The organism is Parerythrobacter jejuensis (genome assembly GCF_039536765.1).
GTDB lineage: Bacteria > Pseudomonadota > Alphaproteobacteria > Sphingomonadales > Sphingomonadaceae > Parerythrobacter > Parerythrobacter jejuensis.
The window spans coordinates 1,431,995-1,456,929 of sequence record NZ_BAAAZF010000001.1 but is presented as its reverse complement, the minus strand read 5'-3'; the positions used below and the strand labels follow the sequence as shown (position 1 = coordinate 1,456,929).

At 61.2% G+C, this 24,935-nt stretch carries 29 protein-coding genes; 15 read left to right on the top strand and 14 right to left on the bottom strand.

Annotation, left to right across the window (positions count from 1 at the left end):
- Positions 1-15 precede the first annotated feature (15 nt).
- The 3 genes from ABD653_RS07235 to ABD653_RS07225 are packed head-to-tail and all read right to left on the bottom strand — an operon-like array spanning position 16 to position 2,757.
- The gene (locus ABD653_RS07235) at positions 16-969 is read right to left on the bottom strand and encodes an endonuclease/exonuclease/phosphatase family protein (protein WP_344705317.1); all 954 of its coding nucleotides are present in this window, start codon (positions 967-969) and stop codon (positions 16-18) included.
- 35 nt (positions 970-1,004) lie between these two features.
- Entirely contained in the window at positions 1,005-2,132 is a 1,128-nt protein-coding gene (locus ABD653_RS07230; RefSeq protein WP_160778056.1) for a M14 family metallopeptidase, read from the bottom strand.
- A gap of 4 nt (positions 2,133-2,136) precedes the next feature.
- Positions 2,137-2,757, bottom strand: a complete 621-nt coding sequence (locus tag ABD653_RS07225) for a DUF4136 domain-containing protein (RefSeq protein WP_160778055.1) — start codon at positions 2,755-2,757, stop codon at positions 2,137-2,139.
- Positions 2,758-2,884: 127 nt separating this feature from the next.
- On the opposite strand from ABD653_RS07225, the gene galE reads away from it, so the two are divergent.
- From galE to ABD653_RS07210, 3 genes are all read left to right on the top strand, one after another.
- Positions 2,885-3,898, top strand: coding sequence for a UDP-glucose 4-epimerase GalE (gene galE / locus ABD653_RS07220; protein WP_160778054.1), 1,014 nt, complete (start codon positions 2,885-2,887; stop codon positions 3,896-3,898).
- A 124-nt stretch (positions 3,899-4,022) separates the two neighbouring features.
- Positions 4,023-4,148: a type B 50S ribosomal protein L36 gene (gene ykgO / locus ABD653_RS07215; RefSeq protein WP_011415100.1), complete on the top strand. Its 126-nt coding sequence runs from the start codon at positions 4,023-4,025 to the stop codon at positions 4,146-4,148.
- Positions 4,149-4,251: 103 nt separating this feature from the next.
- Positions 4,252-4,890, top strand: coding sequence for an HAD family hydrolase (locus ABD653_RS07210; protein WP_325065353.1), 639 nt, complete (start codon positions 4,252-4,254; stop codon positions 4,888-4,890).
- A gap of 102 nt (positions 4,891-4,992) precedes the next feature.
- On the opposite strand, the gene ABD653_RS07205 is transcribed toward ABD653_RS07210, so the two are convergent.
- Entirely contained in the window at positions 4,993-5,334 is a 342-nt protein-coding gene (locus ABD653_RS07205) for a CC_3452 family protein (protein ID WP_160778053.1), read from the bottom strand.
- Between the two features lie 180 nt (positions 5,335-5,514).
- Between ABD653_RS07205 and ABD653_RS07200 the strand changes: the two genes are divergently transcribed.
- Positions 5,515-6,072: a winged helix-turn-helix transcriptional regulator gene (locus tag ABD653_RS07200; protein ID WP_160778052.1), complete on the top strand. Its 558-nt coding sequence runs from the start codon at positions 5,515-5,517 to the stop codon at positions 6,070-6,072.
- Positions 6,073-6,644: 572 nt separating this feature from the next.
- On the opposite strand, the gene ABD653_RS07195 is transcribed toward ABD653_RS07200, so the two are convergent.
- Positions 6,645-8,153, bottom strand: coding sequence for a YifB family Mg chelatase-like AAA ATPase (locus ABD653_RS07195; protein WP_160778050.1), 1,509 nt, complete (start codon positions 8,151-8,153; stop codon positions 6,645-6,647).
- Between the two features lie 177 nt (positions 8,154-8,330).
- On the opposite strand from ABD653_RS07195, the gene ABD653_RS07190 reads away from it, so the two are divergent.
- The 8 genes from ABD653_RS07190 to ABD653_RS07155 all read left to right on the top strand — a co-directional run bounded on the left by ABD653_RS07190 (position 8,331) and on the right by ABD653_RS07155 (position 14,231).
- Entirely contained in the window at positions 8,331-9,107 is a 777-nt protein-coding gene (locus tag ABD653_RS07190) for an alpha/beta hydrolase (RefSeq protein WP_160778049.1), read from the top strand.
- 87 nt (positions 9,108-9,194) lie between these two features.
- Positions 9,195-9,329 (top strand): 50S ribosomal protein L34, encoded by a 135-nt coding sequence (gene rpmH, locus ABD653_RS07185; RefSeq protein WP_160778048.1) that lies wholly within the window; start codon positions 9,195-9,197, stop codon positions 9,327-9,329.
- 261 nt (positions 9,330-9,590) lie between these two features.
- Positions 9,591-9,971, top strand: coding sequence for a ribonuclease P protein component (gene rnpA, locus ABD653_RS07180; RefSeq protein WP_407672734.1), 381 nt, complete (start codon positions 9,591-9,593; stop codon positions 9,969-9,971).
- Entirely contained in the window at positions 9,968-10,177 is a 210-nt protein-coding gene (yidD, locus tag ABD653_RS07175) for a membrane protein insertion efficiency factor YidD (protein WP_160778047.1), read from the top strand. Before rnpA ends, yidD begins: the two co-directional genes overlap by 4 nt.
- 45 nt (positions 10,178-10,222) lie before the next feature.
- Positions 10,223-11,974, top strand: a complete 1,752-nt coding sequence (yidC, locus tag ABD653_RS07170) for a membrane protein insertase YidC (protein WP_160778046.1) — start codon at positions 10,223-10,225, stop codon at positions 11,972-11,974.
- Complete coding sequence (yihA, locus tag ABD653_RS07165) at positions 11,971-12,618, top strand: ribosome biogenesis GTP-binding protein YihA/YsxC (protein ID WP_325065352.1); 648 nt, start codon at positions 11,971-11,973, stop codon at positions 12,616-12,618. The genes yidC and yihA overlap by 4 nt, the downstream gene beginning before the upstream one ends.
- A 75-nt stretch (positions 12,619-12,693) precedes the next feature.
- Positions 12,694-13,365 carry a glutathione S-transferase family protein gene (locus tag ABD653_RS07160; RefSeq protein ID WP_160778045.1) on the top strand — a complete coding sequence of 224 codons (672 nt, stop codon included), beginning with the start codon at positions 12,694-12,696 and terminating at the stop codon, positions 13,363-13,365.
- Positions 13,326-14,231 carry a S1/P1 nuclease gene (locus ABD653_RS07155; RefSeq protein WP_160778044.1) on the top strand — a complete coding sequence of 302 codons (906 nt, stop codon included), beginning with the start codon at positions 13,326-13,328 and terminating at the stop codon, positions 14,229-14,231. The genes ABD653_RS07160 and ABD653_RS07155 overlap by 40 nt, the downstream gene beginning before the upstream one ends.
- Here the strand turns inward: ABD653_RS07155 and ABD653_RS07150 are convergent.
- Entirely contained in the window at positions 14,228-14,695 is a 468-nt protein-coding gene (locus ABD653_RS07150) for a cupin domain-containing protein (RefSeq protein WP_160778043.1), read from the bottom strand. The genes ABD653_RS07155 and ABD653_RS07150 overlap by 4 nt on opposite strands.
- Before the next feature lie 52 nt (positions 14,696-14,747).
- Between ABD653_RS07150 and dapE the strand changes: the two genes are divergently transcribed.
- Both dapE and ABD653_RS07140 read left to right on the top strand, forming a co-directional pair.
- Positions 14,748-15,872 carry a succinyl-diaminopimelate desuccinylase gene (gene dapE / locus ABD653_RS07145; RefSeq protein ID WP_160778042.1) on the top strand — a complete coding sequence of 375 codons (1,125 nt, stop codon included), beginning with the start codon at positions 14,748-14,750 and terminating at the stop codon, positions 15,870-15,872.
- A gap of 22 nt (positions 15,873-15,894) precedes the next feature.
- Positions 15,895-17,133, top strand: a complete 1,239-nt coding sequence (locus tag ABD653_RS07140) for a dicarboxylate/amino acid:cation symporter (RefSeq protein WP_160778041.1) — start codon at positions 15,895-15,897, stop codon at positions 17,131-17,133.
- A 327-nt stretch (positions 17,134-17,460) separates the two neighbouring features.
- On the opposite strand, the gene nth is transcribed toward ABD653_RS07140, so the two are convergent.
- The 3 genes from nth to dapB are packed head-to-tail and all read right to left on the bottom strand — an operon-like array spanning position 17,461 to position 19,366.
- Positions 17,461-18,111 (bottom strand): endonuclease III, encoded by a 651-nt coding sequence (gene nth, locus ABD653_RS07135; protein WP_160778040.1) that lies wholly within the window; start codon positions 18,109-18,111, stop codon positions 17,461-17,463.
- Entirely contained in the window at positions 18,108-18,641 is a 534-nt protein-coding gene (locus ABD653_RS07130; RefSeq protein ID WP_199801067.1) for a hypothetical protein, read from the bottom strand. Before ABD653_RS07130 ends, nth begins: the two co-directional genes overlap by 4 nt.
- Positions 18,638-19,366, bottom strand: a complete 729-nt coding sequence (dapB, locus tag ABD653_RS07125) for a 4-hydroxy-tetrahydrodipicolinate reductase (RefSeq protein ID WP_160778039.1) — start codon at positions 19,364-19,366, stop codon at positions 18,638-18,640. Before dapB ends, ABD653_RS07130 begins: the two co-directional genes overlap by 4 nt.
- 35 nt (positions 19,367-19,401) lie before the next feature.
- Here dapB and ABD653_RS07120 point away from each other — a divergent pair, with 35 nt between their 5' ends.
- A complete protein-coding gene (locus tag ABD653_RS07120; RefSeq protein WP_160778038.1) occupies positions 19,402-20,103 on the top strand; it encodes an NAD-dependent deacylase in 702 nt (233 codons plus the stop codon).
- 44 nt (positions 20,104-20,147) lie between these two features.
- Here the strand turns inward: ABD653_RS07120 and ABD653_RS07115 are convergent, their stop codons facing one another.
- The 5 genes from ABD653_RS07115 to mutM all read right to left on the bottom strand — a co-directional run bounded on the left by ABD653_RS07115 (position 20,148) and on the right by mutM (position 24,911).
- On the bottom strand, positions 20,148-20,909 hold the full coding sequence (locus tag ABD653_RS07115) for an NAD(P)H-dependent oxidoreductase (RefSeq protein WP_234032110.1): 762 nt from the start codon (positions 20,907-20,909) through the stop codon (positions 20,148-20,150).
- 8 nt (positions 20,910-20,917) lie between these two features.
- Complete coding sequence (locus ABD653_RS07110; protein ID WP_199801066.1) at positions 20,918-21,694, bottom strand: HesA/MoeB/ThiF family protein; 777 nt, start codon at positions 21,692-21,694, stop codon at positions 20,918-20,920.
- Between the two features lie 122 nt (positions 21,695-21,816).
- Positions 21,817-23,283 (bottom strand): chromosomal replication initiator protein DnaA, encoded by a 1,467-nt coding sequence (gene dnaA / locus ABD653_RS07105; RefSeq protein ID WP_160778037.1) that lies wholly within the window; start codon positions 23,281-23,283, stop codon positions 21,817-21,819.
- Between the two features lie 425 nt (positions 23,284-23,708).
- Positions 23,709-23,969 carry a 30S ribosomal protein S20 gene (gene rpsT / locus ABD653_RS07100; RefSeq protein WP_160778036.1) on the bottom strand — a complete coding sequence of 87 codons (261 nt, stop codon included), beginning with the start codon at positions 23,967-23,969 and terminating at the stop codon, positions 23,709-23,711.
- A 126-nt stretch (positions 23,970-24,095) separates the two neighbouring features.
- Positions 24,096-24,911, bottom strand: coding sequence for a bifunctional DNA-formamidopyrimidine glycosylase/DNA-(apurinic or apyrimidinic site) lyase (gene mutM, locus ABD653_RS07095; protein ID WP_160778035.1), 816 nt, complete (start codon positions 24,909-24,911; stop codon positions 24,096-24,098).
- Positions 24,912-24,935 lie beyond the last annotated feature (24 nt).

Here is a 24,935-nt window from a genome sequence, read left to right as displayed (position 1 = left end):
CTGCGGTCACACGCGTTAATCACTCGATTCCGGGATCATGCAGACATCTGCTGCCAACGGGCGGTGGTCCGAACCCACATCATCAAGCACGGCGAAACTGCGGATATGCAGATTACCCTTCACGAAAATGTGGTCGAGCGGCCAGCCCAGCTTGCCCGCTGACGACGGGAATGTCGGGAAGGTGCCGCGCCCGGCGCGCGGGTCGCCATAGCCCCCATGAGCGCGAAAGGCCTGCGTGGTCTGCGACCAAGGGACATCGTTGAAGTCACCCAGGGTCAAGGCCTCTTCCAGCCCATCCGGGGTCGCCATCCCAGCCTCGGCAATCATTTTGTCGCGCCGTTCCACGTCCTGCCCGGGCTTGGGCGGCCGAGGGTGCAAGCCAATAAGCTCAAAATCACCTGCATCGGGTATCGTCACTGTGGCGTAGAGCGTGGGGGCATCGGCGACCCGGTCCATAGGCATCGCTGCGCTTTGCACGGGCAGTCTTGTGGCGAAGATCATACCATACGTGTTGTCCAGAGGCTCTGCCATTCGCTGCGGATAATTCTGCAAGACCGGCATCAAGGCATCGAGCCATTTGCGGTCGGTTTCGGTAAGCAGGATCAGGTCCGGATCGCGCGCACGGATAAGATCGAGCGTTCGCGCGTAGTCGCGGTTCGACTGGAGCACATTGAGCGTCAGAAGGGAAAAACACTCGGATCCCTCAGGTCGTCCCAGTTCGATTTCATTCGGCGCGACAACGACATAAGGCCAAATTCGCACCAGATGGATCACGGCAAGGAAAGCAAATCCGCCGACCAGGGCGTTGCGCCACTTTCCGGCGAGCAAGGCAGCCATTGCAGCCAGAAACGACGTGTAGAGCAGCAATTCGAGCAGGAAGTCGAAGATGCGGATGTACCAGGCGGTCGAGGGCAGCAGCGATACAATCGTGCCCGTTCCGACAATCGCGAGCAATATGGCCAGCGGCAATGAGAGCCACGGTCGGTCAGGCCTCGGAATGGCAATCAATCAAGCCACTCCAACAAAGCAGCCAGGCAATCGCGGGCGAGCAATTTGCTACGTTCGGGTGACCAGCCCTGGTCCGGGTCGGGCCAGTCGTCATTGTCCTTGAATGGCATTTCCAGAGTCATTGCAGTCGCACCATAGCGTTCGGCGACCTGGTTGGTGCTGATGGCCAGATTGGCGCGACCAGCTGGCGTTTTGGGGTAGCCCTTGGCGGTCTGGAAATCGGGCGTGCGGCGCTCCAGAATGCGCTGGTAGCGGTAGAATTGCTCGCCGAAATCATCGGTCCAGCTGGGAATGCCTTCATAACCGGCGAGGAACACGGCCGGGATGGCTTCGTCCCCGTGCACATCCATGGCGAAATGAACGCCGGACGCATCCATGGCGTCGCGAATGGCGAGGACCTCCGGCGATTTGTCCGCGCTGGGGCTTTCCCATTCGCGGTTAAGATTGGTCCCCACGGCATTGGTGCGCAAATGCCCGCGACGTGATCCGTCAGGATTGCAATTTGGCACGATGTGGAAGCTGCATTTCTGGCGCAGGGCGCGTGCCAGTGCGTCGGATGCGTCGGTAAGGACTTCGAGTGCGCCTTCCATCCACCATTCGGCCATGCTTTCGCCTGGATGCTGACGGGCATAGAGCCAGACTTCTTTCTCTCCTTCGCCCATTTCCAGACAATCGAGCGGCTGGCCATCGAGCGTCTCGCCCAGCTTGCGGTAAGTTACCCCTTCGCTGCTGGCGGCTTCCGAAACCAAATCGTGATGGCGCTCCATCGAATAGGGCGCAAAATAGGCAAACCAGGCAATATCGGTGGTCGGCGCGTAACGGATTGTCAGTGTGCCGCCGGCCTCGTCCTTGTCGTAGGTAGAAGCAGCGCGGCCCCAATAGGCGCGATCTTCCGAAACGCATGCATTGTAGCCGGGCCAGCCCTGCGGATAGGCACTCTCGCCCAGCCCCGAAATCCTGAGCTCCAGCTCTCGCCCTTCGGCACCGGTGATGCGGAAATGGAACCATTGCGCGAAGTCGGACAAATGGTCCTTGCGCAGCGCCAGTCGCGCCGTTGCGCCGTGTGTTTCCAGAACCTCGATATTGCCGCTGTCAAAGCCGGTATCGATTGCAATGTCGCTCATTCATTCACTCGCTTGGATTGGACTGCACGGAGACCGCGACGGTCTCGCCATTGTTGCCGGGGAACGACCGGAATAGCGCATCGGCCATCACGGTCGCGTTTTGCGCGCTATCTGCGAGGATCGATTTGGTTGCAACATCGAACAGCGCGCGGCCTTCCCACAGGCTCTGGCTGGTTTCGCGATCGCGGATCATGACCCGCAGGGTGGTCGAGAGTTTCTCGCGCTGGCCGCCGCCCAGAATGATGCCGACCCCCAGTCCGACGCCAGAGCCGTAGCTACCGGTTGAGCCACCGACGCCCACGCTGACCGGGTTGCGGCCACCGCGTCCACGGGAGACTCCGCGCTCGATGCTGACTTGCGCCACCTGGCCGGCTTCGGCACGCGCCGCTTCGCGATAGCCGAGCCTGGCCAGTTCCCGCGCCACCGCAGCTTTGTAGGGCACCAAATCCTGCGCATCGGTATCGCTACCGGGCGCGGTTTCGACAAAGATGGTGCCGGTGCCAAGCCGTTCCTGCGCGGTTGGCTCGACAAAGCGTGTGACCTGGACCGGGCCGTTAGGCGTGGCGCAACCAGTTAGCGTGAGCGTGGCAGCAAGGGCGGTCAGGAACAGGGGGCGTGCGGGCATGGGCGACTCCTTCTTTGTGCGGTGAGTATCAGGCCCCGGCCTTTCCCGCCACAATCGCCGCTGCAGCGCTGGAAAACATCGCCTTCGTTAACCATTGTGAACCGCATCAATGCTAAGGCTCCGGGTCATGACCGACCCCAAAGATGTTCCCGTCCTCGTCACCGGCGGTGCCGGCTATATCGGTAGCCATGCCGTGCTCGCGCTGCGTGATGCCGGACGTAAGGTTGCTGTGATCGACAATCTGACCACGGGCTTCCGCTTTGCCGTTCCCGAAGATGTGCCGTTCTACAAGGGCGACATAGAAGATGCCGACCTGTTGGCCGGGATCTTCGCGGAGGAAAGGATTGGCGCGGTAATGCATTTCGCCGGATCGATCGTGGTGCCGGAATCGGTCGAGAAACCGCTCGACTACTATCACAACAATACTGTGAAGAGCCGGGCCCTGATGGCATCCGCGGTCGACGCCGGCATCCCTCATTTCATCTTCAGTTCGACCGCCGCCACCTATGGTATCCCTGAGGTATCTCCGGTGACCGAAGATACACCCAGGCAACCGATCAATCCCTATGGCTGGTCGAAATTGATGACCGAGCAGATGCTGGCCGACGCCGCTGCGGCGTATCCGGTCAATTATTGCGCGCTGCGCTATTTCAATGTTGCCGGGGCTGATCCGGACGGCCGGACGGGCCAGTCGACCGCCGGCGCCACCCACCTGATCAAGGTCGCGGTCGAGGCGGCATTGGGCAAGCGGGACAGCGTGGCGGTGTTCGGCACCGATTTCGATACGCCTGATGGCACGGGCGTGCGTGATTACATCCATGTCAGCGATCTGGCTGCGGCCCATGTCCATGCTCTGGACGCGCTGATTGCCGAGCCGGAACGCTCGCTAACGATGAATTGCGGGTATGGTCGCGGCTTTTCCGTTCTCGAAGTTCTGGACGCCGTCGACCGGGTCACCAACCAGACGATCAAGCGGGTAATGTCGCCGCGCCGCGCGGGGGATCCCGCCTCGCTGATTTCCGATCCGTCGCGCATTCGCGAAACCCTGCCGTGGGAGCCGCAGCATGCCGATCTGGACACGATCATCGGCCATGCGTTGCAGTGGGAGCGCAAGCTGACGCAATTGCGTGGTGAAGACTGAACAATCGGGCCCGAAAGGGCGATGTCTTACTTGACGCAGGCTGATTCTCCCCGTAACCGCGCGCCTTGAATTTCCGGCATCGGGGAACGATCTCCGGTGCCTATTTATTTGCAGGAACATCCGCATGAAAGTCCGTAACAGCCTCAAGTCGCTGAAAAACCGCCACCGCGATTGCCGCGTCATTCGCCGCCGTGGCCGTACTTATGTGATCAACAAGACCAACCGCCGTTTCAAGGCGCGTCAGGGCTGATCCGATCATCGAACGGGATTGACCGCGTCGATCCCGCAGCTACGTCTCGGCCCGCTCTCCTTTCCGGAGGGCGGGCCGGAGCCGTTTCTGGAGGGGCTGAATTGTGAGTGAAGAGACCGGCAAGACGAGCACCGAGGTGAAAGCCGTTGTCTTTGATGTCGGGCGGGTGATCGTCCAATGGCAACTGCGCCATCTGTTCGCCAAGCTGATCACCGATCCGGCAGAGCTTGATTGGTTTCTGGCCCACGTCGTGACCGAACAGTGGCATTTCCAGCATGATGCGGGCCGTCTGCTCGCCGACATGGTGCCAGAGCGCAAGAGCCTGTTTCCCCGCTATGCCGACCATATCGATGCCTATGCGACGCGCTTCGTGGAAACCGTGCCTGGCCGCGTGGAGGGAACAGCGGAGTTGATCGAACGCCTGGCTGCGCGCGACGTGCCCTTGTTCGCGATCACCAATTTTGGCAGCGAGTTCTGGCAGCAGTTCCTGCCGACGGAGCCGGTCTTGCAACATATGCGCGACATCGTGGTGTCAGGTGATGAGCGGGTGGCCAAGCCTGATCCGCGCATTTTCCGGATTGCGCAGAAGCGGTTTGGTTATGCACCGCAAGAGATGCTGTTCATTGACGACAATAGTGCCAATATCGAAGCGGCTGCAGCGCTTGGCTGGCATGTCCTTCACTTCACCGATGCAGGCGCGAGGGCGCTGGAAGAAGTCCTTGCCGCGCGCGGCCTGATCTGACCTCGCAAAAAAAGGGCCCCCGGTTCGCACCGGGAGCCCTGGGGAAGTTCCACCCCGACGGAGTAGGGGGTGGGGGAGTAACTGAGAGAAAGCGCGTTGGGCTTACTTGCCCTGGCACTTCGCCAGCTTGTCTTCGGCGATAGCTTCGCCCTTGACGGTGAAGCTGGTGATGTCGCCGAATTCACGGGCTGCGCGCTGGCATACGATGACCGGGCGCGAGTTGGACTTGCGGGCAACACAGATATTGCCCTTGCACGACCATGCGGTGCCGCGAACGACTTCGGTCTTGGTTTCAACCGGCTGGGCCAGTTCGGCGCGGTAATAGACGCCGCTGGCAGCGTAAGCCGGGGTGGGGGCGAGCGTCGCACCGAAAGTCAGCGCGGTGTAGACGAGGGCCATGCCGCCGATGGAGGCAGTGCGGAGGGTGTTGGCAAAAGAAGTCATTGGAGAGGGTTCCTTCTAGAGGTTCAATTCGGGGGTGAACTGACGTTTCACTCGGGGTTGCGATAATCAGTTGCGAATCACTACCTAGTTGATTAGGTTTTCAGTTGCAACTAAAAACTGAACTTCCGATTTGAGCCATACGGGAAAAGCGCTAGAAGGTTCCCGAGAGAGGATAAAAGTATGGGCGGCGAAGTAAGAGAACCCCTCCGCGAGCTGCAGGAATGCGGCCTGCCGGAGGCATTGGAAGTGATGGGCGAGCGGTGGAGCTTTATGATCCTGCGCGCCAGCTTCAACGGGCTGCATCACTTCGAGGAGTTCCTCAACGAGCTCGGCATCGCCCGCAACATTCTCTCCAACCGGCTGAGCCGGCTGGTCGAGCACAACATCCTTGATCGCGAACCGCATCCCGATGACCGTCGCCGGATCGAATACCGGTTGACGCAGAAGGGCTTCGACCTGCTGCCGGCCATGCTGGCGCTACGCCAGTGGGGCCAGAAATACGGCGAAGATTTCGTCACCACCGATCCGGTGCTGGTGGACGAACGTGATCGCCTGCCGGTTGGCCCGATCGCGATCCTTGCCCATGATGGCCGCATCCTCGATCACCACGGCCTCAACATGATCGCCCGCAAGGATCTGCCCGCCGGCAAGCAAGACTGGCAGGAAGGCGCACTGCCGAATGCCCGCACGGCATGGGTGGATGAGGATGGAAACGAAGCGGCTGTGGCGGCGGAGTAGGGCGCTGCTTTTGAGCAGAATGAAATTCAATGAAGGTTGAGCGATTTAAGAAGTGGTGGCCAATTGCGCTATTTCTTCTCATTACTTCGTTGATTGGAGGCGTAGGATCTTCGATTGAGTTCTTTCGGTCCGCGTACGGTGACTTTCGCGCAAGTCAAACGACATTTGTCGGGGCGGTCTGCAACGATAATTCTGGCGAATGTGCAGAGCAAAATCAGAAGTTTGTCGATTTCCTATTCGAGAATATTGGCCAGGAATCGACGTTCTCGATCGAATATTTCGCATCTTCCGCTTCGGAGTTCCAGCAAATCTGCGAGTCGTGGGGTGATGAAATATGGGATGCCAATGGCGTTGGTGAGCGAGGCAACCCTCGTGCCGTCGAGCTAGCTATTCCGCTGAGTGAAATGCCATGTGACAAGTATATCTCAATCCTTGCGCCGCCTGAAAGCTTGCGACTAGTTGAGGACATTCAGGGGTCTCAATCGTACAAATTGTCTGGAATTTACCTCGTAGGATACACGAAAGTGGGTACTGATATGACGTTCCTCCTTTCGAAGTAGTGGACGCAGCCACTAAGCCCTCGGCGCTTGCCGCCGATAGCTCAGTGCCTCGGCCACATGGATGCGCCCGACCTGCTCCACGCCGACCAAATCCGCAACCGTACGGGCAACCCGCAAGATCCGCGTATAGGCGCGGGCACTCAGGCGCATCGCTTCGGCGGCTTGCATCAGGAGCTTGCGCCCCGCCTCGTCGGGGGTGGCGAAGGTCTCCAGCGCCTCGCCATCCAGTTCGGCATTGGTGCGCGCGCCGGTTTCCTCGAACCGCGCGGTCTGGCGCGCGCGGGCGGTAGATACTCTTGCGGCGACATCGGCTGAGCCTTCGGCAGGCGGGGGCAGGGCAAGGTCCACCGCGCGCACAGGGTCGACCTCCACATGCAGGTCGATCCGGTCCAGCATCGGCCCGCTGATCTTGGCCTGGTAATCCGCCGCGCATTTCGGGGCGCGGCTGCACGCCAGCGCGGGATCGCCCAGATGCCCGCAGCGGCACGGGTTCATCGCGGCGACCAATTGAACGCGTGCGGGAAAGGTCACATGCGCGTTGGCGCGGGCGACATCGACCTGACCGGTCTCGATTGGTTGGCGCAAGGAGTCGAGTACGGCGCGCTGGAACTCGGGCAATTCGTCGAGGAACAGCACGCCCAGATGCGCGAGCGAAACTTCGCCTGGCTTCACCTTGAGCCCGCCGCCGGTCAACGCTGCCATGCTCGCGGAGTGATGCGGCGCGCGGAACGGGCGCTGGCGGCTGATCCGCCCGCCTTCCAGCGTGCCTGCGACCGACTGTACCATGCTCACTTCCAGCGCTTCGCTGGCCGAGAGCGGCGGGAGAATCCCCGGCAGGCAGGACGCGAGCAGCGATTTGCCTGCCCCGGGCGGGCCGTTCATTAGCAAATTGTGCCCTCCCGCTGCCGCGATTTCCAACGCACGTTTGGCGGTTTCCTGTCCCTTCACCTGCTTCAGGTCCGGCCCGTGATCGGGTTCGTCCACCTCGCCGGGTTCGGGATCGGGCAGGCGGCTGGTGCCTTTCAGATGGTTGAGCAGGCTGATCAGGTCGGGCGCGGCAATCACCGGCACGTCGCTGGCCCATTTGGCCTCGCTGCCCTGCGCGGCGGGGGCAATCAGGCCGCATTCCTGCTCGCTCGCATGGAGCGCGGCGAGCAATACGCCGGGTGAGGGAACCACGCGCCCGTCCAGCGCCAGCTCGCCCACCGCGACGAAATCCGCCAGCTGTTCGGCGTCGGTAACGCCCATCGCGGCCAGCAGGGCCAGCGCGACGGGCAGGTCGTAGTGGGAACCTTCCTTGGGCAGGTCCGCCGGAGAGAGGTTGATGGTGATCCGCTTGGGCGGCAGAGCAAGGCCCATGGAGGAGAGCGAGGCGCGCACGCGTTCCTTGCTCTCGCCCACCGCCTTGTCGGCCAGGCCTACGATGTTGAAATTGGGCACGCCGGGCGCAATCGAACACTGCACCTCCACGGCGCGGGCTTCGAGCCCCAGATAGGCGACTGTCCGGACCAGAGCGACCACGCAATTCCCCCATAATGCGTGTCCTCTGAGGTGTGATGTGGCCGCAAATGCCTGCAATGTCGAGACTTTGCTGCGGATGGCGGCTGGTGGGTGCAGGGTGCTGCGCCGCTGCCGGTAACCTCAAAGAAACCTTTTCGCTTGCCGATTGTGTAAGCCGCGCCCGCCACAAGGGTGGGCATGCGTGCATTGATCGCCCCCATCCTTGGTTTCCTGACCCTGCTCGGCTCGCCCGCCGCAGCGCAGGGCTATGTCGTGCAAGTGACGATTACCGAGGAATGGGTGGAGGATACGGTTCCGGCAGATTCCGCTGATCGGGCCATCGCATTCCGCCGGGCCCGCACCCCCACTGCCATTGCTGCCTACGGCCCGTTCCGCGTGATCGATCGCAACCGGGCCGCGTTGGTCGGGGTGACAGGCCCGGCGACACCGGCCCAGTTCCGCGCCATGCTGCGTGATTATCCGGAACTCGCGCGGCTCGATCTGATCGAATGCCCGGGCACCGACGATGATCGTGCCAATCTGGCAGTCGGGCGGATGATTCGCGCTGCGGGGCTCGAAACCCGTGTGCCAACGGGCGGCTCGGTCCGCTCGGGTGCGGTGGAGCTGTTTCTCGCCGGCAAGACGCGCACGATCGAGGACGGTGCCGAATTTGCCGTCCATAGCTGGCTCGATGATCGCGGTTTCGAAGCAGACGACTATGCCGCCGATTCGCCGGAACACCGCACCTACCTTGCCTATTACCAGGATATGGGCATGGCGGCCGACCAGGCGCGTGCCTTCTACGACATGACCAATTCGGTGCCGCACAACCAGGCCCTGTGGCTGGGTGCGCAGGACATGCGCAAGTGGCTGGGTGAGGTACCGGCACAAGCCTCGGTTCAAACCTCGCTGGCGGGCGCAAAAGCCTCCAAACCGCGCCTCGAATATCTTGACTTCGCCGCAACGAGCTTCTAATCGCGCGCTCCATACGGCGGTCGCTTGTGAAGGGCGGCCCTTTTTATTGGCGCATCTGCGCTCACAAACACACTTAAGGACGATCCGATGAAGCGGACATTCCAGCCCAGCAATCTCGTGCGCGCCCGTCGCCACGGCTTCTTCGCCCGCAAATCGACTGTCGGCGGCCGCAAGGTCCTCGCCAACCGTCGCCGTCGCGGTCGCAAGAAGCTCAGCGCTTGATTTGATTTAGCCTCAAGCGCCGGCGCTCGCGTTCGCTCGCTTAGGCTTCCGCGCTAACCGCGCGACGGGCAGTCGCCCTTGCGGGCTCCCATGTCGGGAGCCCGTCTGCATTTACGCCTAATGGCTTGGTCGCGGAGCGCGGATTGCGCCTAGCAAACCGCAAGGCCGCGCACAGCACCGCAAGGTGCGAGACTATCGCGCGCCGGAGGGCGTGTGGAAAACAAAAAGACTCTCACTTCCCTTGGCGTTACACTCACAATCGTGACAACCACCAAACCCACCGTCATCCGGAAGCGCGCAGATTTCCTTGCGGCGAATCGGGGCTTGCGAATCGCACGGCCGGGATTCGTGTTATTGGCGCGGCCGAACGCCGGGTTGGGGAAGCGATATGGCATCACCGTGACCAAGAAAGTCGGCAATGCCGTGGTCCGCAACCGGATGAAGCGCCGTTTTCGCGAGCTGCTTTGGGATGCTTTGCCGGATGAAGGGTTGGACCATCACGACCATATCCTGATCGGGCGCGATTCAGGGATCGAACGCGACTTTGCCACGATGCGAGAAGAGCTGACCGTCGCTCTTGCCCGCCTTGCGCAGGGGAAAGGGGATCCGCCCCGCCGTCGCCGCACGAAGGGTAAACGATGAAGCAGATATTCATCCTGATCGCGCGCGGCTGGCAATTGGGTCCAAGCCGAATTCTGCCGCCATCCTGCCGCTACAGCCCCACATGCTCGCAATATGCGATAGAGGCGCTGGAGAAACATGGTGCAATCAAGGGTGGATGGCTGGCCACGAAGCGTATACTGCGCTGCCATCCTTGGGGCGGCGATGGCTTTGATCCTGTGCCGTAGTACCTATATAACACACCTTACAAAGACGACACGGGGCCTTTCACCTTGGAAAACCAGCGCAATCTTCTTCTCGCCGTGGTGCTGTGCGGCCTGCTGATCATCGGCTGGGATGCCGCCATGAACCAGTTCTATCCGCAGCCTGCCAAGCCAGTTCAGGCCGCGCAGACACAAACTGCGCCTGGCGGAGCACCGCAAGCAAGTGCCTCGGGCACAGCGACTCTGGAAGCGGGCACCGCTGGCGCGGCTGAGGCGGTCGATCTCGCAGCGGCGCTGGCATCGCCGCAGCGCGTGTCCATCGATGCACCCCGCGTCAAAGGTTCGATCAATCTGGTGGGTGCGCGCGTCGACGATATCGAGCTGAAGGATCACCGCGCGACCATTGATGAAGATAGTGGCCCGGTGCAGCTGTTCTCTCCGCAAGGGACCGAAGGGCAGCAATTCGCCCAGTTCGGCTGGGTTGGCGAAGGTGTGGCATTGCCCGGGGCCGATACGGTCTGGACTGCCGATGGCGAGGGTCTGACCCAAGACACGCCCGTAACGTTGAGCTGGGACAATGGCGCGGGCCTGCAGTTCCGCATCAAGTTCAGCATCGATGACAATTACATGATCACGGCGGAGCAAACCGCTGCCAATACCGGCGAAGGTTCCGTCGTAGCGCGCCCCTTTGCCACGGTGACCCGCACCAGCAAAAACGCCAGCACCGACACCTGGATCGCCCATTCTGGCCCGATGGGAGTGTTTGGCGATTCAGCGGATTATGGCCCCGACTATGACGATCTGGCCGACGAAGGCAGCGCGACACCCGAAGGGCGCACGCACTGGATCGGCTTCTCCGATATCTATTGGCTCGGTGCCCTGGTTCCGCAAAAGGACACCGATCCGCAGACCGGGTTCCGTGCACTGGGACCGGACGTCTTCCGCGCCGACGTGATCTACCAGCCGGCCACCATTGCTTCTGGCAATGAAGTGATCCGCACCACGCGCCTGTTCGCCGGGGGCAAGGAAAGCGTCGTGCTGGACGCATATGAAGATGCCGGGATCGAGAAATTCGGCCTCGCCATCGATTGGGGCTGGTTCCGCTGGTTCGAAAAACCGCTGCTGTGGCTCCTCAACCAATTGTTCGAGCTGGTAGGCAATTTCGGCGTCGCGATCATCTTGCTCACCGTGATCATTCGCGGGCTGCTGTTCCCGATTGCGCAAAAGCAATTCGCCAGCATGGCCGCGATGAAAGCGGTGCAGCCCAAGATGAAGGCGATCCAGGAACGCTACAAAGACGACAAGCCCAAGCAGCAGCAAGAGATCATGGCGCTGTACAAGGAGGAGAAGGTCAATCCGCTGGCAGGCTGCCTGCCGCTGTTGATCCAAATCCCGATCTTCTTTGCTCTTTACAAGGTCCTGATCCTGGCCATCGAAATGCGGCATCAGCCCTTCTTTGGCTGGCTACAGGATCTTTCCGCGCCCGATCCGGCCCATATCTTTAATCTCTTCGGCCTGCTGCCATTCGAAGTGCCGGCGCTGATTGCGATCGGCCCGCTTGCGGTGCTGCTGGGCATCACCATGTGGCTGACATTCCAGATGAACCCGATTGCCGATCCGATCCAGCGGCAGATTTTCAACATCATGCCATGGGTGCTGATGTTCATCATGGCACCGTTTGCGGCCGGCCTGCTGCTCTATTGGAACACGTCCAATGTTCTGACGCTGGCCCAGCAGAAATATCTCTATTCCCGGCATCCGCAGCTGAAGGCAGCGGCCGAGGCAGAAAAGGCCGAGAAAGCCAAGGCGCAAGAGGGGTGATCGGCACTCTGGAAACCCAGGAAGAGAAAGACGCAGCCCGCCTGTTTTCCGGCCGCGTCGACTTCCTGCTGTCAGCGCCCCAGCTGAAATTCCTGCCCGAGCCGACGGTGCCCGAGATCGCCTTTTGCGGTCGCTCCAATGTCGGCAAGAGCTCGCTGCTCAATGCCCTGACAGGGCGCCGCGCGATTGCACGGGCATCGGTCACACCCGGGCGCACGCAGGAATTGAACTTCTTCGAAGTGGGGGAACCGACCCGGTTCCGCCTGGTCGATATGCCCGGCTATGGCTTCGCCAAAGCGCCGGTCAAGGTCGTCGAAAAATGGAAAAAGTTGGTCAAGACCTATCTGCGCGGCCGGCCGGTCTTGGCGCGCAACCTGGTGCTGGTCGACAGCCGTCACGGGCTGAAAGATGTTGACCGCGAGATGATGCGGATGCTGGATGAAGCCGCCGTCGGTTACCGCGTCGTGCTGACCAAAGCGGACAAGATCAAGGCCAGTGAACTGGACGCGACGGCCGCCAAAGTGGCCGACGAAATTCGCAAACACCCGGCGGCCTTTCCGGAGCTTCACATCACGAGCAGCGAAAAGGGTATGGGCATTGCTGCCCTGCGCGCCGCCGTGGTTGCGGATGCGCTCCAAACGTAACCCATTCAGCCTCGACAGCGAATATCTGAACAGGTACTCGGGCATCGAAGCAGCGCAAATTTGGTGGGAGCGCATATGAAACTGATCATCGGTAACAAGAATTATTCGAGTTGGAGCCTGCGCGGCTGGCTGGCGGCGAAGCAATCGGGCCTGCATTTCGAAGAAATCATCGTGCCGATGTTTGGCGAGGAATGGCAGCAGAAGAAGCTGCAGGAAGAGGGCGGCATGATGCCTTCTTCGGGCAAGGTACCGATCCTGTGGGACGAAGAAACCGTCGTCTGGGACAGTCTCGCGATCCTCGAATATCTGAGCGACAAGGTCGGTCGCGACCGTTTCTGGCCCAAGGATGATACCGCGCGCGGCATGGCCCGCAGCATGGTGGCTGAAATGCACAGCTCTTACGCCTCGCTGCGCAGCGAATGCCCGATGAACATCCGGCAGCGCTTCGAAGGTGCGCGCATATCGGATGGGACCAAGCAGGATGTCGTGCGTATCCTGGGCCTGTGGGCAGAGGCGCGGGCGCGCTTCGGCTCGGGCGGGCCCTTCCTGTTCGGCACATTCGGTGCGGCAGATATCTACTACGCGCCAGTGGTTAGCCGTTTCCTCTCCTATGGCTTCGGTGTACCCGGCTTCGCCGAAAGCTATATGCAGGCTGTGTGGGAGCATGAATGGCTTCAGGCCTGGATTGCCGCGGCAGAGGACGAAGAATGGGTCATCGAACAATACGAAGGCGCGCCAGCCGCCTGATCGGCTTCGCGCTGGGCTTTCTGGCGCTGTTGGCACCGCTACCGGCGCAGGCGTGGGGCTTCTTCGCCCACACTGTGACAGGCGATATTGCGCTGGCCAATATCCGGCCCGAGACCCGCGCCGCGATGGAGCGGTTGTTCCGTGCTGAAGCTCTGCTCGGCACACCCGAATGCGATCTGGCGACATTGCAGGATGCCACGGTGTGGCCGGATTGTGTGCGCCGCAGCCGCTGGCGCTGGGGGCATACGGCAGCCTGGCATTATCGCACCACGCCCATCTGCGAGCCGTATAATCCACGCCGCAACTGCCCGGGTGGCAATTGCATCCTGGCGCAGATTGATCGCAACCAGCGCATCCTGGCTGACGAAAGCCTGCCCGCAAATGTGCGGCTGCAGGCACTCGCCTTCATGGTCCATTTTGTCGGTGATGTGCACATGCCCTTGCACCACGGCGACAAGGATGATCGCGGCGGGAACGACCGCGAGGCTGACTATGGCATCGCACCCGGCCTCAATCTGCACTGGATTTGGGATGGCCCACTGGCAGAGCGGGCGATTACGTCGGCGCAGCCTTCGCTGGTGCGGCATTATAGCGCGGCCGAAAGGGCGGAACTGGCGGGCGGCACTTCTGCCGATTGGGGCCGCGAAAGCTGGCAGATCAGCCGCGACTGGGTTTATCCGACCGCCTTCGATACCGAAGAGGTATGCGAGCGTGAACTGCCCGGGGCGACCAAGCTGACGCAGGAAGATATCCGCCAGAGTATCCCTGTGTCGCAACGCCGCGTGACCCAGGCGGGCTTACGCATGGCACGTCTGCTGGATGAGGCGTTTGCCCCGGGGCCTCTGCCGGAGCCGCAGCGGAACTAGGGGATACGGTGGGTGTCGTAACGGGTCCCGTCTTTGCGGGCATAACCGTCGGCATCGAAGACCATGTCGATATCGGGATAGACGCCTGAATCAGCATCCCGATCTCCGGCTGCGGTGACTACGAACACGCAGTCTACGCCCGAGCGGTTGTGCAAGCGATGCCCGTTTTGCGCGCCCGCTGCCCAAGCCACGACGTCGCCGGGCCGCAAGAGCGTTTCGCCGTCATCCTCGATCAGCACGGCCTGCCCGGCAACCATCACCAGCAGCTCGTCCAGCTCGCGGTGCCAATGCCGCTGGGAGGAATAGGCGCCCGGCTTCAACACCACATGGGTCGCCGCGATGTGGTCCAGCCCCGCAGCGGGCGCCAAACGTCGATACCAGCGCCCCTCTACCTCCGCATCGAAGGGGGCAGGATAGCCGGTCGCATTGGTTTGCGGGATGGTATCCAGGTCGAGTTTGGGCATCGCATGTGTCTCCGGCTGGAAAGGCGGGCTGGGCTGGTCTAACGCAGCGGTAATGTCTGACGCTATCGAATTCGCGCAGCGCCTGATCGCCGCGCCCAGTGTGACCCCGGCCACCGGGGATGTGTTTGCCGAAATGGAGGCGATGCTCGCCCCACTCGGTTTCGAAGTGCATCGCTTCCTCAAGGGCGAAGCGCCTGATGGGCCGGTCGAGAACCTGTTCGCAATCCGTCGTGGTCCGTCGGGTTCGAAGCATTTCGCCTTTGCCGGACATTTGGATGTGGTGCCGCCGGGCGAGGGATGGGCCAGCGCGCCATTCACCCCCGAAAAGCGCGGCGAACTACTCTACGGCCGCGGCGCGGTCGATATGAAGGGCGCGATTGCCTGCATGGTGGAGGCGGTTCGCCATGTCCCCGCCGACACGGGTACGATCAGCTTCATCATTACCGGCGATGAAGAAGGTCCGGCGGTCTATGGCACTCGTGCCCTGATCGATTTCATGGCCGAGCGTGGGGAAGAACCGGATTTGTGCCTCGTGGGGGAACCCACATCGGTCAACCGGTTGGGCGACATGATGAAGATCGGGCGGCGCGGCTCGGTCAATATCTGGCTGGAGGTGGTCGGCAACCAGGGACATGTGGCCTATCCGCATCTGGCCGAAAACCCGATCCCGCGACTGGTAGCGATGCTGGCGGAGCTCGACAGTCTTACTCTCGATGACGGGACCGACTGGTTCCAGCCTTCCAACCTCGAAATCACCGATATTGAGGTCGGCAATGTTGCGCACAATGTCATCCCCGCAAAGGCCAAGGCGCGCATCTCGATCCGCTTCAATGATGTCCATTCGGGCCAATCCTTGTCGGACAAGGTGATGGCAATTGCCGAAAAGCATGGGGGCCATGCCAAGCCGATCATCTCGGGGGAGCCTTTTCTCACCCCGCCGGGTGTGTTTTCGCAAATGGTTTCGGACGCGGTGGAATCGGAAACCGGCGTAACGCCCGAACAATCCACTACCGGCGGGACATCCGATGCGCGCTTCCTGCGTGCAGTGTGCCCGGTGATCGAATTCGGGCTGGTCAATGCCACCATGCACAAGCGCGACGAGGCGGTAGCCATGCCCGACCTCGATACGCTAAGCCGCATCTATACGCGCATCGCAACAGCGGCGCTGACATCTTAACGGGCTGAGGGGTCTCACACACATGCTACGCACCTGGTTCGAGATTCCGCTGTGGCAACGTGTCGTCACCGCGCTGATCCTTGGCATTCTGACCGGTTGGGCCTGGGGCCCCGATGCGGAAAGCATCAAGTGGATCGGCGATTTCTTCATCAAATCGATCAAGATGCTGGTCGTGCCGCTGATCTTCTTCAGCCTGGTGGCCGGCGTCGCGGCAATTGGCGATCTGCGCAAGCTGGGCGCGGTGGGTGGACGCGCGATGCTGCTGTTCATCATTACCGGCCAGATTTCCGTCTGGTTCGGCCTTGGCCTTGGCACATTCTTCGCGCCAGGCGCGGGCGTGGATACGAGCGCGATCGACAAAGGCATCACGCCGGAACCGAACGAGACGACGGCGGTCGACATGATCCTTTCGATCATTCCGGAAAGCCCGGTGCAGGTGATGGCCGACGCGCAGGTTCTGCCGTTGATCGTCTTCGCCATGCTGATCGGCATCGGCATTCTGATGGCCGATAAAGAGGGCGAGCCGGTCAAGAAGGTCTTCGATAGCGGCGCCGTCATCATGCAGAAAGTCACGATGATCGTGATGGAGCTGACCCCATTCGGCGTGTTCGCGCTGATGGCGTGGGTCGCGGGCACGCTAGGGCTGGACGCGCTGTTCGGCCTCGCGAAGCTGGTCGGCCTAAATTATCTGGGCTGCCTCGTGATCATTTTCGTGATGTATTCCGCGATCATCAAATTCATTGCCAAACTGCCGGTGCGCGATTTCTTCCGCGGGATCATCGATGCAATGGCGGTGAGCTATTCGACGGCGTCTTCCAACGCGACCTTGCCGGTCACCTTGCGCTGCACCCAGCGCAATCTGGGCGTCAGTCCGTCTGTCTCGAGCTTCGTGGTCTCGCTCGGTGCGACGATCAACATGAACGGCACCGCGATGTATCTGGGTCTCGCGACCTTATTCGGCGCACAGATTTTCGGCGTAGACCTTACTCTCGGTCAGTACTTCCTGATCTCGATCCTGGCGACGCTTGCGGCCATCGGCGCAGCGGGCATTCCGGGCGCGGGCCTGATCATGATGGCGCTGGTGTTCGGCGCGGTCGGAGTGCCACTGGAAACCATTGCCTTCGTGGCAGGTGTGGACCGGATCATGGACATGATGCGCACCACCACCAATGTCAGCGGCGACGCCGCGATTGCGACCACGGTGGCTGTGATGACAGGTGAGATCGACCGCGAGGAAATGATTTCGGCGGATGATGTCTAGTTTGTAGGATTATCAATATTTCATGCAGGCGAGCACCCGATATGCGGCAGCTGCTTTAGTTTCTCTGATTGGCCCGCTTCTTGTCCTGAGCGGGTTGATAAGCTTGGCTGGATTCGGCCCTAGACAATATGAATTCTGGGCCGAAATTCCATGGTTTGTATGGCTGGGCATTTGCTTGATACCAGGGATCATCGGGATTGAGGCTTTGCCCGTCGTGAGAAGGAAAAAGGCGGTCCTGACGGGAATCTATTTGCCGCTCGGTTTTGGAGCGCTCTTTTTCTACGCCCTTTGGTATTCCTGCGCATTCTATGGTGGATGCCTCTAAAGCTAACGCCCCTTGGGCTTCTCCAGAACCTTCTTCCTGAAGCTGCACAGATCCACTTGCCCGCACCGCCAGCATTCCGGCGTGCGTGCCTTGCAGACATAGCGACCGTGCAGGATCAGCCAGTGATGCGCGTGCAGGCGGAAGGGCTGGGGCACGCGCTTTTCGAGCTTCTCTTCGACCTTCTCCGGCGTTTTGCCTTTGGCGAGACCCGTGCGGTTGCCGACGCGCAGAATATGGGTGTCGACCGCAAAGGTTTCCTGTTTGAACCAGCAATTTAGCACGACATTGGCGGTCTTGCGGCCCACGCCAGGGAGCCGCACGAGGTCCTCGCGCGTGTCGGGAACTTCGCCGCCATATTCATCGACCAGCAGCTGACTAAGCAGGATCACATTCTTGGCCTTGGAATTGAACAGCCCGATCGTCTTGATGTGCTCTTTGAGGCCTTCCTCACCGAGCTCCAGCATCTGTTGCGGGGTTTTGACTTCGGCAAACAGCCTGCGCGTCGCCTTGTTGACCCCCACATCGGTTGCCTGTGCCGATAGAGCCACGGCCACCACCAGCTGGTAGGCATTGCCATACTCCAGCTCGGTCTCCGGCTCGGGATTGTCATCCGCCAGCCGCCGGAAAAACTCGAAAATCTGGTCCTTGGTCATGCGACCGGATCGCCTCCGCGCAACCAGCGGGTCATGCGCGGATAGGCCGGCATATCGGGTGTGGGGCGGTGCAATTCCGCTGTCATGTCCCACATCGCCAACATCGGCACGCCGAGGAAATTGCCTTGCGAGAAATTCATTCGCAGCGAGGCTGCGTGGCCCTTGTAGCCCATATCATGGAACAGCACTTCGAGCGTGATTTCGCACGGTACAGTGGCGGCGGCAGACCAGGCGATGGCGGCCATTTCCTCGCCCGGATCATCGCTCATCTGTTCCATCGTGGCGCGCTGCTGCGGATCGGCAACGGCCAGATGGCCCGCCTCGTGCAGCAGGTCGCCCGGGTAGACAGGGGCGGCGGGATCGATAATGATTGCGCCCTTGCGGATCGTCATGCCCATCTCTTCCGCATCGGGCACGGTATCGACAAAGACCTCGATGCCCAGGCCTTCGATGAAATCCACCATCCGGTTGACTTCGGGCAGGCCGCCCGGCTCCTGCCAGTTGCAGGCTTCAATGGCGGCGCGGCTCACAGGTTGAGCACCTCCGGCATGGTGTAGCGGCCCGGCGGTTTGCCCATCAGCCATTCGGCCGCGCGTACTGCCCCGCGGGCAAAGATCATGCGGTTTTCTGCGGCGTGGGAGAGGGTGATGCGTTCCTGCTCCCCGGCCAGGATCACACTGTGATCCCCCGCAACCGTGCCCCCGCGCAGCGCGGCAAAGCCAATCGCGCCTGCCGCCCTTTCGCCGGTATGCCCGTCACGGCCACTTTCGGTATTGGCAGTCAGATCGATCCCGCGCCCTTCCGCCGCCGCTTCGCCCAGCAACAGGGCAGTGCCCGACGGGGCATCGACCTTGTGCCGGTGGTGCATTTCGACAATCTCGATATCCCAGTCCGGCCCCAATCGGCTGGCCGCCTCGCGTGCGAGATGCGCGAGCAAAGTGACGCCGAGCGAGGTGTTGCCGGTTTGGAGGATCGCGACATCGCGGGCTGCGTTGTCGATTGCCGTGTGGTGCGGTTCGTCCAGCCCGGTGGTGCCGATCACCAGCGGGATGCCGGCCCCGATGGCTGCATGGAGATTGGCCTCGAGCGCTTGCGGAGACGAGAAGTCGACCAGCGCATCGCTGCGGTCGGCCAGGGAGGCGGCATCGCCGCCCGCATCCACGCCTCCGGCAAGATCATGCTCGCGGTCGGCAAGGGCGGTCGCGATGGCCTGACCCATCCGCCCCGCGCTGCCAATGATTCCGATACGCGCCATTGCTAACTCCACCTTGTGCGTGCTTGATGCTCTCCATGGCCGAGATACGCAACATCGTGATCCTGACCGGTGCCGGGATATCCGCAGAGAGCGGCATCGACACCTTCCGCTCCGCCGGCGGCTTGTGGGAACAGCACAGGGTGGAAGACGTGGCAACGCCGGAAGGATTTGCGCGCGATCCGGAGCTGGTGCTCGGCTTCTACGACATGCGGCGCGAAGCGCTGCGGAAGGTGCAACCCAACGCGGCGCATGCGGCCTTGGCGCGGCTGGATAGGCAGTTCGCGGGCGAGCTGTTGATCGTGACCCAGAACGTGGATGACTTGCATGAACGGGCCGGAGCCCGTCGCATCCTGCATATGCACGGCGAGCTGAAGAGTGCGCTGTGCATTTCCTGCGAAATGCGCTCGCCCTGGGACGCAACGCTGAGTGATCGCCCGCCATGTCCGGTATGCCGGGCCCCCAGCCTGCGGCCTGATGTCGTGTGGTTTGGTGAGATGCCGTATCAGATGGACCGCATCTACAGCGCATTGCGAGAGGCGGATCTGTTCGTCAGCATCGGCACCTCGGGCGCTGTCTATCCGGCGGCAGGCTTTGTCCGCGATGCCCGCGACCTTGGCGCGCGGACGCTAGAGCTCAATCTTGAGCGCAGCGAAGGCTCGGCGTGGTTCCACGAGAGCCGCCAGGGGAAGGCCGGGGAGTTGGTGCCGGAATGGGTTGATGAAGTGCTGATAAGCTAGCGACCGCCACTGGTGGTGGGGGCGGACGATTGGCAAGCTTCCTACTATTGGTTGAAACGGGAAGCTGACGGCGCATTCTTTCGATTGAGGAAGGTCTCGAGACGAAGTTGCTTCTTGTCTTCAGAGGCAATCCGGATCGATCGAGCTAGCCGCTGAATCTGCTTTTCCCATTTATCGGCATGCTTCTCTGCGTTCCCATGCTTGATAGGCCCGCAAGCCAGAAACCGGACTGGCTTGAAACCGCAGAAACCGAGAATCTGGCGCTTCCATCGTTTGATTAATGCATTGCCGTAGCTCAGTCGCAAGAAGAATGGCGGTGTATCCATCGTTGCGATCACATCCGCAGAGCGGCCTTCCATGAGCTTATCCCACCAAGGGTCGTCGGAATGATAGGCAAATGCGAAGCCGGGCAAGAGCACGCGGTCGAGCAGGCCTTTGAGTTCGGCAGGCTCGCTTCCCCACCACATAGGAAAGCTGACCACCAAGTGATCGCACTCATCAATTTGTTTCGCCAGATTGGCAACATCCGGCTCCCACTCTACGCGTTTTGCATATCCGAACCGCAAGATCGGCGAGAATTCCATGTCTCGGACCGCAATCCTGTTGGCGATTGTTCCTTGCGGCAGAGCGTCCTCGTATTGCTGGAGCAGGTGCGAGGAAAACCGATTCTCGTCGGGATGACCATCAAGCAGAAGCACGCGCATACGATTAGCAATCCTGACAATTCGCGAAGCAGAAAAACTGGACGATAAGGAATGCAGGGTCAATGTTCGCTTGAGAATTGAACCCTTGGTCGATGTCAGCAATTGGGTCGCTAACTGACCTTCGCTCTACACCCCTTGCAGCCTGGATCCTTGGGGATCGCAATCGCGCGCATTCCGGGCTTGATCCCGTCCATTAGTTGCAGCTTGCCCCATTGCGCGTCACCGAAGCGGTTGGTGCCATCGAGCAGAACCCGCACGGCGTGCATCGCCGCGAAGGTGCCGACCCAGCCAACCATCGCGCCCAAAACGCCGTCTTCGGCGCAGGTGTCGCAATCATCGGCGTCGAAAGCATCACCCACGAAGCAGCGATAGCAGGGCTGGCCAGGCAGATGGCCGGCGAATGCAGCGACCTGGCCCTGGAAGCGCCCGACAGCGGCGGAGAGCAGTGGAACGCCTGATGCGACACAGGCGTCCGACACTGCCAGCCGGGTGGCGAAATTGTCGGTGCCGTCCAGCACCAGATCCGCCGATGCCATCAATTCGCGCGCATTCCCCGCATCGATCCGCTGGTCGCTGATCGTGACCCGCAAGGAGCGATCGAAATTCTGCACCCAGCGCCGCGCGGCAACGGCTTTGCCATGGCCGATATCGCGTTCGGAAAAGAGCGTCTGGCGCTGCAAATTGCTGGCATCGACGCTGTCGCTGTCGACAAGGGTGAGGCGCCCGATTCCGGCGCCCGCGAGATATTGCAGCGCGGGGGAGCCGATGCCGCCCAGGCCCACGACAACAACATGCTTGTCGACCAGCGCTGCCTGGCCGGCGCCGCCAATTTCGGGCAGGACAATATGGCGCGCAAACCGTTCCAGTCGCTCTGGTGACAAGCTCATGGAAAAGCTGTTGGCAGGATGCGAACAGCCTGTCGACAGCCCTGTGCATAGGACTGTCGAAGACGTGTTGGCGAATTGTGGCTTGGCTGTGGATGCGAACCCGAAGAGCCGAGCGGTCTTGGCTAGCTCTCCAGCTGTCTCAACAGGCTACGCACATCGCCATCCATATCGGCGTCACGCTGGCGCAGATCCTCGATCAGGCGCACGGCATGGATCACCGTGGAATGGTCGCGGCCCCCGAACTTGCGCCCGATTTCGGGATAGCTGCGCGGGGTGAGAACCTTGGAAAGATACATCGCAACCTGGCGCGGCCGGACAACGGCACGTGCGCGTCGCTTGCTGCTCATCTCACTGCGGTCGATGCGATAGAACTGGCACACGGTGCGCTGGATCTCGTCAATCGTGATCCGGCGGCGGTTTGCGGACAGGATATCGGTCAGCTGTTCTTCGGCCAGCTGTAGCGAAACCGTCTGGCCGGTGAGCTGGGCGTAGGCGATCAGCTTGTTGAGGCCGCCGACCAGCTCGCGCACATTGCGCGTGATGGTGCGGGCGAGGAATTCGATGACGTCTTCGGGCACGTCCAGCGGCGCAAAGCGGGTCAGCTTGCTTTCGAGGATCTTCTTACGCAATTCGATGTCGGCGGCCTGGATGTCGGCGACGAGGCCCATCGACAGACGGCTGAGCAGGCGCGGTTCGACCCCGTCGAGAGCCTGCGGCGCACGGTCGGCGGCGAAGACCAGTCGCTTGCCCTCGGCCAGCAGGTGATCGATCGTGTAGAGCAATTCCTCCTGCGCGCTCGCCTTGCCGATGATGAACTGGATATCGTCCACCAGCAGCAGGTCGAAACTGCGCAGGCGAGCCTTGAATTCGATCATCTGGTTGGCTTTGAGCGCTGAGACGAATTCGACCATGAAACGCTCTGCACTGCAGTAGAAAATGCGCGCACGCGGATGGGCCGACAGATAGTGATGGCCGATAGCGTGCAGCAGGTGCGTCTTACCCTGGCCGGTTGCGGCCTTGAGGTAGAGCGGGCTGAATTGCGGTTGCTCGGTCGCGGCCATGCGCTGCGCTGCGTTGCAGGCCAGGATGTTCGTTTCGCCAGTAACGAAAGCGGCGAAGGTCAGCGAAGCATCGAGCCCGACAGAAGACGTGAAACCGGCATCGTTGATCGTCCCGGCGCCGCTGACCATCATGCCCATATCAAGGCCATCATTGGCGGGGCGTCGCCCGTCACCCAAGGCGATATCGGGCAGCTTGCGACGGCCCGGATGCACCTGAATGCGCACATTGCGGACGTTGCTACGGGCGATTTTCCAGGCCAGCGATAAACGGTCCGCAAAGCGATCCTGGACCCAGTTGGCCGAGAATTCGGTCGGCAAGTATAGATCGAGCGTACCGGTATCGTCGCAGAAGCCGCCAATCTGGATCGGCTTGATCCACTGGCTGTGGAGTTGATGGCCAAGATCCTTGCGGAGCCCCTGGCTGATGTCTGCCCAATCGGCAGCCAGGTTCACCGCTTCCTGATCTTCCATCAGATCCTCTTTCGAATTGCGTTTTGCGACCCCGGCCCTGCTTATGTCTTTACCCATTAATCCCGCCTGTCATGCAGCCTTCCCCAAGGCTGGTTTCTTGTCTTCCAAAGGACTGGCAAAGCTTCGCCACTGCCCAGACAACACGTGTCTGGGGCATCCCCCCTATTGGATCGAAATATGTGCGTTCGGCCTGTCCCGTGCCGATTGCGAAATGCAGTTAAAGAGCGCTGCGCGATTCTAAGCAAGGGGGGATAAGGTAAAAAATCTGAAATAAACCGTTTGACAGACCGCAACCCCGCAGACGTGCGTTTAACACTCTGTTTAGGTTGATAAAATGCGCATGATCCTGTGCGAATCGCAGGAATTCCAACACTTACGCGTCGTGGCCTTGTTACGAATCGATGACATAGCAAAAAGGGCCGCCGCAAATTGCGACAGCCCTCGAGCTTTCAGCTGTTCGATTGGCCCCGCAGGGACCCGAATCAGAGTGCTGCGACTCGCTTGGTCAGGCGCGAGAATTTCCGCGCAGCGGTGTTCTTGTGCAGTACGCCGCGAGCAACGCCGCGTGCCATTTCAGGCTGGGCGGCACGAAGTGCGGTCTGGGCTGCTTCTTTGTCGCCACCTTCGATAGCCGTTTCGACCTTCTTCACGAAACCACGGATGCGGCTCATGCGCGCGGTGTTGATTTCGGCGCGGCGGTTGTTGCGACGGATACGCTTGCGGGCTTGCGGCGTGTTGGCCATGTTCGTCCTTGTTTCTCGACCGCCATGCGCGGCCGGATGCTCTACTCTGGTAAATCTCGGAAACGGCGGAAGCCCGCCGGAAAGCGCGCCACATAAGGCGCACCCCCCGAATCGTCAAGTGATTCCCTATCTCTGGCACCGTGGGCAGAACCATGTGCTGCGCCCGCCTTGGGCGAAGCGTCGGATGATACCCCCATCCTCGCGGTGGCAGGCGTCTCCCTCGCGGCCATAGACATCGAACCGGGTGGCGAAATAGCCCAGCTCTCCGTCGGGTTGCGCATAGTCCCGGAGCGATGATCCTCCGTCGTGGATCGATTGGGTCAGAACATTCTGGATTGCCGGAATCAGGCGGGCAAGCGCAGGTTTCGAAACTTTGCCACCTGCCTTGCGGGGATGGATACCGGCATGGTGCAGCGCCTCGCAGACATAGATATTGCCCAAGCCTGCGATGATCGATTGGTCGAGCAGGCAAAGCTTGATTGCTTGCTTGCGGCCGGCAAGGGCCTGTTTCAGGTAATCGACGGTCAGACTGTCGCCCAATGGTTCGGGGCCCATCGCGGCAAAGCTTGGCCACGTCGGCAGGCTCTGGGTATCGACCAGGTCGACCCAGCCAAAGCGGCGCGGATCGCACAGCGCAAAATGGTGCCCCGCTGTTTCCAGGATGAAATGGTCATGCTTGTCGGGGCTGTCCGGATCAATCCGCCAGCGCCCGCTCATGCCCAGGTGGAAGATCAGGGTCTGGTCCCGGTCTGTATGAAGCAGCCCGTATTTGGCGCGCCGGCCCAGGCTGGAAATGGTGGCGCCCGTCATTGCTTGCACCAATTGGGGCGGGAACGGGCGGCGCATATCGGGGCGGTTGACGGCAGCGCGCGTGATCCGCTCTCCCTCAAGGAACCGTGCAAGGCCCCGCACCGTTGTTTCGACTTCAGGAAGTTCAGGCATAGCCGGAACCCACTAACACCCTTT

Excerpts from the sequence above, each read along its gene's own strand:
- ABD653_RS07230 (WP_160778056.1), bottom strand. The coding sequence starts at position 2,132 with ATGAGCGACATTGCAATCGATACCGGCTTTGACAGCGGCAATATCGAG.
- ABD653_RS07225 (WP_160778055.1), bottom strand. The coding sequence starts at position 2,757 with ATGCCCGCACGCCCCCTGTTCCTGACCGCCCTTGCTGCCACGCTCACG.
- galE (WP_160778054.1), top strand. The coding sequence starts at position 2,885 with ATGACCGACCCCAAAGATGTTCCCGTCCTCGTCACCGGCGGTGCCGGC.
- ykgO (WP_011415100.1), top strand. The coding sequence starts at position 4,023 with ATGAAAGTCCGTAACAGCCTCAAGTCGCTGAAAAACCGCCACCGCGAT.
- ABD653_RS07205 (WP_160778053.1), bottom strand. The coding sequence starts at position 5,334 with ATGACTTCTTTTGCCAACACCCTCCGCACTGCCTCCATCGGCGGCATG.
- ABD653_RS07200 (WP_160778052.1), top strand. The coding sequence starts at position 5,515 with ATGGGCGGCGAAGTAAGAGAACCCCTCCGCGAGCTGCAGGAATGCGGC.
- ABD653_RS07190 (WP_160778049.1), top strand. The coding sequence starts at position 8,331 with ATGCGTGCATTGATCGCCCCCATCCTTGGTTTCCTGACCCTGCTCGGC.
- rpmH (WP_160778048.1), top strand. The coding sequence starts at position 9,195 with ATGAAGCGGACATTCCAGCCCAGCAATCTCGTGCGCGCCCGTCGCCAC.
- yidD (WP_160778047.1), top strand. The coding sequence starts at position 9,968 with ATGAAGCAGATATTCATCCTGATCGCGCGCGGCTGGCAATTGGGTCCA.
- ABD653_RS07160 (WP_160778045.1), top strand. The coding sequence starts at position 12,694 with ATGAAACTGATCATCGGTAACAAGAATTATTCGAGTTGGAGCCTGCGC.
- ABD653_RS07155 (WP_160778044.1), top strand. The coding sequence starts at position 13,326 with ATGGGTCATCGAACAATACGAAGGCGCGCCAGCCGCCTGATCGGCTTC.
- ABD653_RS07150 (WP_160778043.1), bottom strand. The coding sequence starts at position 14,695 with ATGCCCAAACTCGACCTGGATACCATCCCGCAAACCAATGCGACCGGC.
- dapE (WP_160778042.1), top strand. The coding sequence starts at position 14,748 with ATGTCTGACGCTATCGAATTCGCGCAGCGCCTGATCGCCGCGCCCAGT.
- ABD653_RS07140 (WP_160778041.1), top strand. The coding sequence starts at position 15,895 with ATGCTACGCACCTGGTTCGAGATTCCGCTGTGGCAACGTGTCGTCACC.
- nth (WP_160778040.1), bottom strand. The coding sequence starts at position 18,111 with ATGACCAAGGACCAGATTTTCGAGTTTTTCCGGCGGCTGGCGGATGAC.
- dapB (WP_160778039.1), bottom strand. The coding sequence starts at position 19,366 with ATGGCGCGTATCGGAATCATTGGCAGCGCGGGGCGGATGGGTCAGGCC.
- ABD653_RS07120 (WP_160778038.1), top strand. The coding sequence starts at position 19,402 with ATGGCCGAGATACGCAACATCGTGATCCTGACCGGTGCCGGGATATCC.
- ABD653_RS07110 (WP_199801066.1), bottom strand. The coding sequence starts at position 21,694 with ATGAGCTTGTCACCAGAGCGACTGGAACGGTTTGCGCGCCATATTGTC.
- dnaA (WP_160778037.1), bottom strand. The coding sequence starts at position 23,283 with ATGGGTAAAGACATAAGCAGGGCCGGGGTCGCAAAACGCAATTCGAAA.
- rpsT (WP_160778036.1), bottom strand. The coding sequence starts at position 23,969 with ATGGCCAACACGCCGCAAGCCCGCAAGCGTATCCGTCGCAACAACCGC.
- mutM (WP_160778035.1), bottom strand. The coding sequence starts at position 24,911 with ATGCCTGAACTTCCTGAAGTCGAAACAACGGTGCGGGGCCTTGCACGG.